Raw genomic sequence first — 8,977 nt, forward strand, 5'->3', positions numbered from 1 at the left:
GGCGAGTACTTACTGGGTGGTGCCACGTCTTGCCTCTCGTTTCCTTACGTAGAGATCCTATTGGGTCCCTGTCCGGAAACTTCGGGGCACCTCAAACGGCCAGCGCTGATCAATGACGGCAGCGGCCTCCTTGCAGGCTTGGCAGGCATTGCCCCAGTCAGGCCCCCACGGGTACGGAGAGGCGGTCAGGCCATCGTGCCCTGTACCGCACAGGGTTATCCCGAAGTAGCCGTAGGCATGGGCAACGTCCTCAGGCAGCTCCTCTGGGTCTGCCCGTTCCCGGAGACACCCCCGGTGCGGGAGATCGGTCGAACCGTTGGCCTGTCGAGTAATTGGTCCGTGGCCTACCGACCGGGGTCGGCCGACAGTTCGGCATCCGGGCCGATCCGGCGGGCCGCCTCCGCCAGCAGCACCCACCCGCCTGCGAAACGACGCCGTGGCCCTGGACGCGGACGGCCGGGTACGAGCAGCTACGCCTCTTCGCCTGGAGAGCGCTTCCCGGCGACATGGGGCTTGCTGGGGGGCACCCGTCACCGGCATCAGCCCGGCGCCCTCTCCGGTCGGGCGCGAAGGAGGGCGGTGCGCCCGGGCGACGGTCAGGTCCAGCCGGACGTGGGCTGCTGCGGGCCAACCGGCCCGGTGCTCGGTGCGGGCCCGGCCTCCCGCACGGTGTCGCGCTGTAGATGCAGATAGATGCGACCTCGCGTTCGTCCAAGATCAGATCGCCAAGAGCGAGACCGTCGGCTGGCCGCTCGACGAGGCGCCTAATTCGAGCGCGTATTCGATTTCTTGCCCACCATCACGGAGGCCTTCGTCTGCCGGATGCTGGAAAATTTACCCAAAACCTATTGACTCTGGGCATATCAGGAGCACTGTTGTTACTAGGCCACAACACCGAAAGAGTCTCAAAGTCGATGAGGACGTCTAGTCGATGGAGCGACTTGGACAGGATGTGGTTCAGGCCCCCGGCAAGCCGGCGCGATACCGGTGCGACAGTGACGACTGGAGCTCCAGGACACGCGCAGCACTACCGGGGACTGTTTTGCCCTCGAGCCTTCGCACGGACCGGGCTGGGCCGCGGTGCGAAGGCTGTGTCATGCCCACGAATCCGCCCGTGCCGCCCGCCTGGTTCCCCCGTGGCGGGCGGCTCTTCGCGTGCGTAGCTGCACGTCAGGGCGGCAGCCGACGCCGACGCCCTCGGCAAGAGCGCCGACCCGGACTTCACCGGTGACGGCTGCCGCACCAGCCAGGCCGCCGAGGAGGCCCCGGGCAGTCGCGCGATGCGTGCGCAGCCAGTAAGCACGGTGCCGCTACCCCGCCGGACCCCCACGCGAGGCAGAGGCCGGGCCGAGGTCACGTGCCGTCGAAGGCCGACGGGCCGCGCGCGACCGGTCCTGACCGGTAAGGCCGGGGCGGAACAGCCCTGTCGCGGGCCCACACATCCGGGGGCTACCAGCGGCTCGACGGCGACACCGGCACCATCACCTGGCGCCCCACGAGCACCGGCTCCTGCGAGCTCCGGTTGATCGCACTCGGCCACTACGGCTCCGGCAGGAGTGTCAACGCCGTCGTCCAGGACTTCACCGTCTCCTGATCCCTCCTTCTGCTCCCCGCCCAGGGCGTGCCGCCTCCCGCGCCGGGGGGCCGTTCCTCTCGGCCTGTGCGCCCTTGGCGTGCCCTACAGAGCGGACAACCACGGTCGACAACCCGCTCCATGGAGAAGACCCAGGTCAGAGACCCGGGCCTCTTTGGTGTGTGGTGATCAGTCGTCGCGTTCCAGATCGTGCCAGATGGTTGATGATGTGCTGCAGCGGAAGGGGGCTCCGCCTTCGCCGAGGAAGACGAGATCCTCGGAACCCTTGCCTGCGTACAGCACCAGGGGGAACCGCAGCTCCGGGCGGAGGAACTCGGGGAGGTGAAAGGTCCGGGTACCGGCTTCCGGCTCGGTGTCGCCGGGCTCGCGGCGGCCGTTCGTACGTTCCGGCTCGGCGCGGCGGACCGTGACCTTCCTTCAGTGCGTCGACGTCGGCGTCTCGGCGACGGAATCCGGCCAGTTCCTCGAGGCGCAGGGGCGGTAGGCACCGGCGTGGACCATGAGGCGTCAGCGGGGCCTGAGACCGGTCGGCGAGGACGTCCATCTGGCGGCGACGGCAGCGATGCGCCGCTCGGCCGCCTGCTCCTTGACGGTCGCCGTCTCGGCGCCGGTCAGCCGCAGGCGTGACCAGGCCACCCACCCACGCGTCGGTTGCCTCGCCGCAGGGAAACGCGTGATCGGCGCAGCCGGTCAAAGGCCGAACCGATGGCACGACCTCCTGTCCGATCGGCAAGGCCCACGCGGTTCGCTCAACCCTCATAATTCTCATGCGTCGGCCCGCGGCACCCCATACGATCCCCTCGCCGCCCGTACACCAGTGCGCATCAGGGCACCGTATGCGGGCACCCAAACGGGAGGGACCACTTGACCATGTCCTTCGGCGCGCGATCGCGTGCCGTCCTCGCTTCTCTGGGAACCCTCGGCCTGGCACTGGCCGCCGCCGCGTCGCCCGCGAGCGCGGCCGGCGGAACGCCCACCACGCCCACACAGCTGTTCAACGGCAACCGGAGCTGCTCGCCCGACGCGGACCGGCCCACGTACCTCTGGGCCGGCAACGGCCTTGTCGTCGAGGGCATCCCCGGGACCACCGACACCACCGACAACTCCCCGGTCACCGTGCAGTATCAGGTCTGGCCGGTCGCAGACCCGACGCAGACCACGACGGTCACCCGCAACTACGCCAGCCCCGGGTTCGAGTCCCCCGGCACCCTGCCCGCCGACGTGCTCGCCGACGGGCACACCTACGCGTGGCGGGCGCAGACGGCAGCCGGGGGCGCGGCCTCGGACTGGTCGACTCCCTGTTACGTCACGATCGACAACACCCGCCCGGCGAACGCACCCACCGTCTCCTCACCGAACTACCCGCCGGACGAGTGGAACCAGGGCGGCGAGCCGGTCGAGTTCACGCTGAGCGCCAACGGCGTCGACGATGTCACCGGGTTCGAGTTCTCCTGGCAGCAGGATCTCCCGGTCATCGGTACCAACATCGGCGACCACGGCATTCCACAGCCCGTCGACCCGTACTCGGACCCGAGATACTTCACGCGCGCCGACGCCCCCGGCGGTTCGGCCACGCTCAGCCTGGTCCCACCGAACGGCGCCGGTCCGATGACCCTGTGGGTGCGAAGCCTGGACCGGGCCTACAACGGGTCGGCGACCACCAGCTACACGTTCCGCGTCGGCTCCACGGCGCCCACCGTCACTCCGGCCGTCCCCTCGCCCGAGTTCGGCAAGCCGACCACGTTCACGCTCCGGCCCAATCCTGCGCTCCAGTCGACGAGCCCGGTCGTCAGTTACTCCGTGCAGACCATCGGCGGTCAGGGCGGCGACAAGACCATCGACGTCGCGGCTGCGGCGGACGGCACGGCGAAGGTGAAGCTCGCGCTGGACGGCATCTACGGCGAGTCTCTCCGGGTGACCAGCAAGAGCGCGAACGGCTGGGTCAGCGACTCGGCATCGTGGGGCATCGGCTACGACACCACTCCAACCGTCGCTTCGGACGTCTACCCCGAGAACGGTTCGGGCGGTGGTCTGGGCGTCACGGGCACCTTCACGTTCACGCCGAAGGTGAAGGGCGTCGTGAGCTACACGTACTCCTTCAACGGGGACCCGGAGGTCACGGTGGCCGCGGGCGACCACCACACCGCGAGCATCGACTGGACGCCGGCCTCGGACGGCTTCTACGACCTCCAGGTCCACGCGACGACCCGCTCCGGCATCCAACTGGCCGCCTACGACTACTTCTTCAGCGTGATCTGAATCCGCGAACCGACCGCGAATCGACCGCGAATCGGCCATGCCCAAGCCCACCGAAGCCGCCGGTGGGCTTGGGCGACTGCGACACCCCGTCATCCCCCGTTCGCCCGCGGCGGGTTGCTGCCTGCGGCGATCCTGTACGCACGTCTGGCGACGTGAGGCGGCGTGAGGAAAAAGCGCAGGTGCTCCCGACGCGAGGCCGTGTGCCTCTCACCACGCGTACAAGCCCTCGCCACGCGGGGGCAGAGGCTACGAGGCCACCCAAGCGCCATCGCTTCCCAAGCTGATGTTCGCCACCGCCGCCCCGTTGCGCTCCCGCTCGAATCGGCATCGCCTTCACCAGCGCCGTAACCCATGGATGCTGCTCCGGGCGGCTTGGTGTCGCCAGGCTGTGCGGATGGCAGAACGAGTGCGCGTCCGTGAGCTCGACGACGACCAGGAACAGCCCCTCCCGCGCATCGTCCGTAGGAGGAACTGGGTCGGTCGTGACCTGGCGACGGGCCCAGAGGGTGCTGCTGTCCGCGCGGGACGCGCCCGTGGCGAAGATCGCCGAGGTGACGTTCACCGGCGCGGACCGGGTACGGGACCACGGACTCACCCCGCGTGCCCGCATCCACCACGTCCGCGTACGCAGCCGTCGACGGCGCAGCGATCGCCCTCGGCCACCACCCGCGAGGGGCCGCGGCGGCCGGTTCGGACTCCGTACCGCGAACGTCACGATCACCGAAAGGCCCCTGTCGAACCCGGGCGCGCCTCGGTGATCCACCACGGGCCGCCGAGTTGTGCTACTGTTTCGGAGTTGCAGTTGTGGTACCCATGAACCTATGTGCGCCTGACGGGAATGTTTCTCCTTCGGGCGCATTATTTGTTTTTCCGGCATCTCCGGATGGGGCCTCTGCCTACAGAAGGAGAAGGTCATGGCACAGGGAACCGTGAAGTGGTTCAACGCCGAAAAGGGTTTCGGCTTCATCCAGCAGGACGGCGGCGGCCCCGACGTCTTCGCTCACTACTCGAACATCGCGACCCAGGGCTTCCGTGAGCTCCAGGAGGGCCAGCGGGTCTCCTTCGACGTCACGCAGGGCCAGAAGGGCCCGCAGGCGGAGAACATCGTCCCCGCCTGATCGCCGGACGCGTATCCGCTCACCGGGGTCCGCACCGTCATGGTGCGGACCCCGGTTTGTGCTGTTTCCAGAAGGGCAATATTTGCATGTCCCGCAGGCCCCAGAAGTCGAACCGGCGCGCCTCGTCGCCCCCACCGTCCGCGCCGTCGCCGAGGGAATTCCGGCTGCCGGAAAGCACGACACCCGCACTTCCCGCCGTCGAGGACTTCGCCGGTCTGGATATGCCTGCGGGGCTGCTGAAAACCCTCACCGCGCAAGGCGTGATCAGCCCTTTCCCCATCCAGGCCGCCACGCTGCCCAACTCGCTCGCCGGTCGTGACCTCCTGGGACGGGGACGCACCGGCTCCGGCAAGACCCTCGCGTTCGGGCTGGCGCTCCTGGCCCGCACGGCCGGACTGCGCGCGGAGCCCAAGGCACCCCTCGCTCTCGTGCTGGTGCCCACCCGCGAACTCGCCCAGCAGGTGACGGACGCGCTGACTCCCTACGCGACGGCGGTGAACCTCCGGCTGGCCACCGTGGTCGGCGGGCTGTCCATCACGAAGCAGGCCGGTGCTCTCCGACGCGGCGCCGAGGTGGTCGTGGCCAGTCCCGGCAGGCTCAACGACCTGGTGGAACGTGGAGACTGCGTGCTCGACAGCGTACGCATCACGGTGCTGGACGAAGCCGACCAGATGACCGACATGGGCTTCCTGCCGCAGATCACCAAGCTGATCCAGCAGGTGCGGCCCGACGGACAGCGCATGCTCTTCTCGGCCACCCTGGACCGTAACATCGACCGTCTGGTGCAGCGGTTCCTGACCGACCCCGTCGTGCACTCCGTGGACCCGTCCGCGGGGGCGGTGACCACCATGGAGCATCACGTGCTCCACGTCCAGGACGAGACCGACAAGAAGGCCGTCATCACGCGCATCGCGGCCCGTGACGGCCGGGTCATCCTCTTTCTGGACACCAAGAGGTCCGCTGACCGGCTCACCAAGCGGCTTCTGGCCGTCGGTGTCCGCGCGGCGGCGCTGCACGGAGGCCGCTCCCAGCCGCAGCGGAACCGCACCCTGGAACAGTTCAAGAACGGCCATGTCACCGCACTGGTGGCGACGAACGTCGCGGCCCGGGGTATACACATCGACGACCTCGACCTCGTCGTGAACGTCGATCCCCCCACCGACCACAAGGACTATCTCCACCGGGGCGGCCGCACGGCCCGCGCCGGGGGTTCGGGCAGCGTGGTCACGCTGGTCCTGCCCGACCAGAAACGGGACGTCACCCGGCTCATGTCGGACGCCGGCGTCCGCCCCCGGGCGGCCCGCATCACGTCGAGCGACGCGGAACTGGCCACCATCACCGGCGCCCGCGAGCCCTCCGGCGTGGCCGTCACCATCGAGGTCCCCCAGCCGGCGACATCGACGGCGTCCCGCCCGGACCAGAGGACCGGCACCAAGCCCGGCAGGCGGTCCGGCGGCCGACGCCGAAACGGCGGCGGTGCCGGAGCGGCGACAGGTGCTGCCACCGGGACCGGGGGCCGGGGCTCGGACCGCCGGGCCGCAGCCGGTGCGGCAGCGGTCGACGGCACTTCCGCAACAGGCGGGCGCGGTTCCGCCCGCCGGGCGGGTGCCGGCGGGGCCACGGGTGGTGCCGTTGGCACGGGCGGCCGCAGTTCCGACCGCCGGGCCGCAGCCGGTGCGGCGACAAGCGCTGCCTCCGGCAAGGTTGTCCGCGGATCCGGCCGCCGGGCAGGGGCCGGCGGAGCCACAGGCGGAGCCTCCGGCACCGGCGGCCGCGGCTCCGAACGCCGAGGCGGCCGTCGCTTCTCGGCGACCTAGTCCTACTGCCGCGACGTTCGTCCTGTTGATCACCTCGCGTAGGCGTTCGTCGGCGGCGTGGTTGTACCGCTGGATGACGGAGCCGCGCATCATGTTGCCCTGCTCCTTGCGGCCGGCATGGTCGGCGCCGTCCAGCGCGACGTAGCGCAGGGCGGTGAGCTGGGCTTCGATGCGGTTCAGCCAGGGGCTGTCGGTCGGGGTGCGGACGAGTTCCACGTCATCGGTCGCGGCCCAGACGCGCGCTCGCGGGTCCTTCTTCATGGTCAGGGAGATCTCCTCGTGCGCGGGTGACCGCTCTGCGTGAGTGGTACCGGCGCCCGGGCAGCGAGCACCTTCTGACGAGACAAGGCCGCGCCCAGGCAAGTTGGCCCCCGCGCGGCCCGCCGTCCCGGAACCGGCGGGCCCAGCGCCTCGATGGGCGCCGTCGCGGGGTAAGCGGAACGTACGCCTCCGCCAGCCAAAACGGAAGACCCCTGTTTTTCCGCAGCGGTCCAGCCGCCCGGTCGTGGGCGGCTGGGCCGGGCCTCAGCACGCTTCTGCCGGCTCGTACGTCACTGCCCTCCGGGCCTGGCTGTCCCACGCACAGACCGGCGTCTCACGCCACAGCCTCGGGTAGTCCTCCGGCGGCTGCGCGTACGGATTCCCGTCTGGACCCGACAGTCCGGCAATGTGGTCCAGGTGTTCCGGAGTGCTCTGGCCTGGCGGCGCGAGCCTGCCTGCGACCAGCAAACACGCATCGTCGAACCTGGTTCGCCATCGCGTCGGACGGTCATCAACGGCAGTGCGTGACGCGTCCACCGTGTCGGCTTCGAGTACTGACACGATCCCAGTTGGCGACACCACAGCTACCCTCCATCGTGGTGGCTCGCAGCGTGGAGGTGGGTGCACCTCGCTGTGCCACGGACGGATTGCCGGCAGGAACGATCGGCCATGCAAAGGATCAAGGATTTCGTGGAGACGCCACAGTACATCGACTGCTGTCAAAGCCCTGAGCTTCGCGTCTTGCGCACCTTGTACGAGTCGACCCATGACATGGAGTCCCTACAACAGTGCGCCTCTTGCGGAACCTACTGGTTCTATCGCTTCCACGAGTACGTCAACTGGTCGACCGGCAATGACAACCTGACTTCGTGGTTCACTGCGCTTACGGTCAAAGAAGGCGAAAGGCTGCACAATATGACAGACCGTGACGGAGAGGACCTGTCATTCCTTGCCACACGCTCAAGCTGGATGGATGACGATGATGGCGTCCAGCGCGTCGACGGCGCGCCCGACCATCCTTGGTCCTGAAGCCGCCGCCACCCGACGTTGAGACGCTGAAGCTTCCTCTCCACGCGCTGCACGCCCGCGCCCCGGTCGGCGCCGACCGGCTCGCCCTCCTCCTCGCCCGCGCCGCGCCGCCCCGGCCTGGACGACGCTCACGGCTCATGCTCCGGGCGACGACACCAGGTCACCAGGCCGTGGCCGCGATGCTGTCACACGTGGACGACAGTGGCCGTCAAGTCGAAAGGAGGGTCTGAGTCCCACGAGGGAGTATGCGATGCAGAATGCCGCGCTTGTGAAGACCGCGCGATACGCGAGCCTGCTGTGCTGCGGGATCTTGGCGGGGGTCGCCGTCACCGTGCTCTTTCTCGAACTGGCGCTTCGACGGCTGAACGGCCCGGCGTACGTCCGCGTGCGACAGGCCGAGTTCGCCTTCTTCACCTGGTACATCGGCGCCGTCACCGTATCGACCCTTGTCGCCGTGGGGATGCTTGTCCTCTACACGCGCAAGGCGCACAGCCCCACCTGGCGGCCGGCGGCCATCGCCCTCGTTCTGCTCCTGCTGGCCCTGCTGGTCTCCCTTGCGGTCAACGGGCCCATCAATGTCGAGGAGCTGAGCTGGAATGTGCAGGCTCCCCCCGCGGACTGGGCGCGCGTACGCGACCGCTGGCAGATCGCTCATGTCGTACGGACCCTCGCGATCGTCCTGGCACTCGGCTGCCTCAGCGCCGCGATCCTGGACCACCCGGGTCCCAGCGTGCCCAGCCGCGGCAGCAGTGCGGACGCCTGACCCCAGCCGCACGGCTTGTACGACACGACCCCTCCACGCCATCGCCTGATTCGAAAATCCCCCGTCCCGTGTCCGTAGTCGCTGGTCAGGCAGCTCCTTCTGCTTGGAGGGTCACTTGGTAACCGAGTTGGTTGAG

Annotated in this window: 6 protein-coding genes and 1 pseudogene; 6 read left to right on the top strand and 1 reads right to left on the bottom strand. The window is 69.0% G+C overall.

The genetic code is table 11. The annotated features are described in order from the left end of the window. Nucleotides 1-2,101: 2,101 nt before the first annotated feature. On the bottom strand, nucleotides 2,102-2,230 hold the full coding sequence (locus ACZ3TS_RS41670; protein ID WP_467628089.1) for a hypothetical protein: 129 nt from the start codon (nucleotides 2,228-2,230) through the stop codon (nucleotides 2,102-2,104). Between the two features lie 234 nt (nucleotides 2,231-2,464). On the opposite strand from ACZ3TS_RS41670, the gene ACZ3TS_RS41675 reads away from it, so the two are divergent. The 6 genes and pseudogenes from ACZ3TS_RS41675 to ACZ3TS_RS41700 all read left to right on the top strand — a co-directional run bounded on the left by ACZ3TS_RS41675 (nucleotide 2,465) and on the right by ACZ3TS_RS41700 (nucleotide 8,841). Further along, nucleotides 2,465-3,853, top strand: a complete 1,389-nt coding sequence (locus tag ACZ3TS_RS41675; protein WP_467628100.1) for a hypothetical protein — start codon at nucleotides 2,465-2,467, stop codon at nucleotides 3,851-3,853. 394 nt (nucleotides 3,854-4,247) lie between these two features. Next, nucleotides 4,248-4,437: pseudogene (locus tag ACZ3TS_RS41680) on the top strand (IS630 family transposase); the annotation flags it as partial. Between the two features lie 330 nt (nucleotides 4,438-4,767). Further along, nucleotides 4,768-4,971, top strand: coding sequence for a cold-shock protein (locus tag ACZ3TS_RS41685; protein WP_023544341.1), 204 nt, complete (start codon nucleotides 4,768-4,770; stop codon nucleotides 4,969-4,971). Between the two features lie 86 nt (nucleotides 4,972-5,057). Beyond that, nucleotides 5,058-6,788 (top strand): DEAD/DEAH box helicase, encoded by a 1,731-nt coding sequence (locus tag ACZ3TS_RS41690; protein ID WP_467628091.1) that lies wholly within the window; start codon nucleotides 5,058-5,060, stop codon nucleotides 6,786-6,788. A gap of 930 nt (nucleotides 6,789-7,718) precedes the next feature. Continuing rightward, a complete protein-coding gene (locus ACZ3TS_RS41695; protein WP_467628093.1) occupies nucleotides 7,719-8,078 on the top strand; it encodes a hypothetical protein in 360 nt (119 codons plus the stop codon). Nucleotides 8,079-8,328: 250 nt separating this feature from the next. Then, nucleotides 8,329-8,841, top strand: coding sequence for an anthrone oxygenase family protein (locus ACZ3TS_RS41700; RefSeq protein ID WP_467628096.1), 513 nt, complete (start codon nucleotides 8,329-8,331; stop codon nucleotides 8,839-8,841). Nucleotides 8,842-8,977 lie beyond the last annotated feature (136 nt).

This window comes from Streptomyces sp. NPDC022910 (genome assembly GCF_055561075.1).

What these genes read in the sequence shown, in the direction of transcription:
- ACZ3TS_RS41675 (WP_467628100.1), top strand. Translation starts at nt 2,465, where the DNA reads ATGTCCTTCGGCGCGCGATCGCGTGCCGTCCTCGCTTCTCTGGGAACC.
- ACZ3TS_RS41685 (WP_023544341.1), top strand. Translation starts at nt 4,768, where the DNA reads ATGGCACAGGGAACCGTGAAGTGGTTCAACGCCGAAAAGGGTTTCGGC.
- ACZ3TS_RS41690 (WP_467628091.1), top strand. Translation starts at nt 5,058, where the DNA reads ATGTCCCGCAGGCCCCAGAAGTCGAACCGGCGCGCCTCGTCGCCCCCA.
- ACZ3TS_RS41695 (WP_467628093.1), top strand. Translation starts at nt 7,719, where the DNA reads ATGCAAAGGATCAAGGATTTCGTGGAGACGCCACAGTACATCGACTGC.
- ACZ3TS_RS41700 (WP_467628096.1), top strand. Translation starts at nt 8,329, where the DNA reads ATGCAGAATGCCGCGCTTGTGAAGACCGCGCGATACGCGAGCCTGCTG.